This is a genomic window from Pseudoalteromonas sp. S1610, assembly GCF_005887465.1.
GTDB classification, from domain to species: Bacteria; Pseudomonadota; Gammaproteobacteria; order Enterobacterales; family Alteromonadaceae; genus Pseudoalteromonas; species Pseudoalteromonas undina.
Map to the genome: position 1 here is coordinate 1 of NZ_PNDI01000140.1, position 234 is coordinate 234.

Sequence of the window (234 nt, forward strand, 5' to 3'; positions counted from 1 at the left end):
TGTTGGTCACAGATACTAAAAAAAATACAATTAAGGCAACATTTAATTTTTTATTACTTCTTGTCATCAATTTTGATGGTATGCTATACCAAGTGAATACAAGTAAAAACGTGCCAAAAAGTCCAAAAGTAAAAACCCAACCAATTATATAATTTGCAATCACATTTATTCCAATGTAGAAATCAATATTTTGCTTAAATGCAGACGATGCGCCAAATACCCATTCAATAGGGG

1 pseudogene is annotated in these 234 nt (G+C 30.3%); it reads right to left on the reverse strand.

Annotated elements, in window-relative coordinates:
• Positions 1-234: pseudogene (locus tag CWB77_RS18515) on the reverse strand (hypothetical protein); the annotation flags it as partial.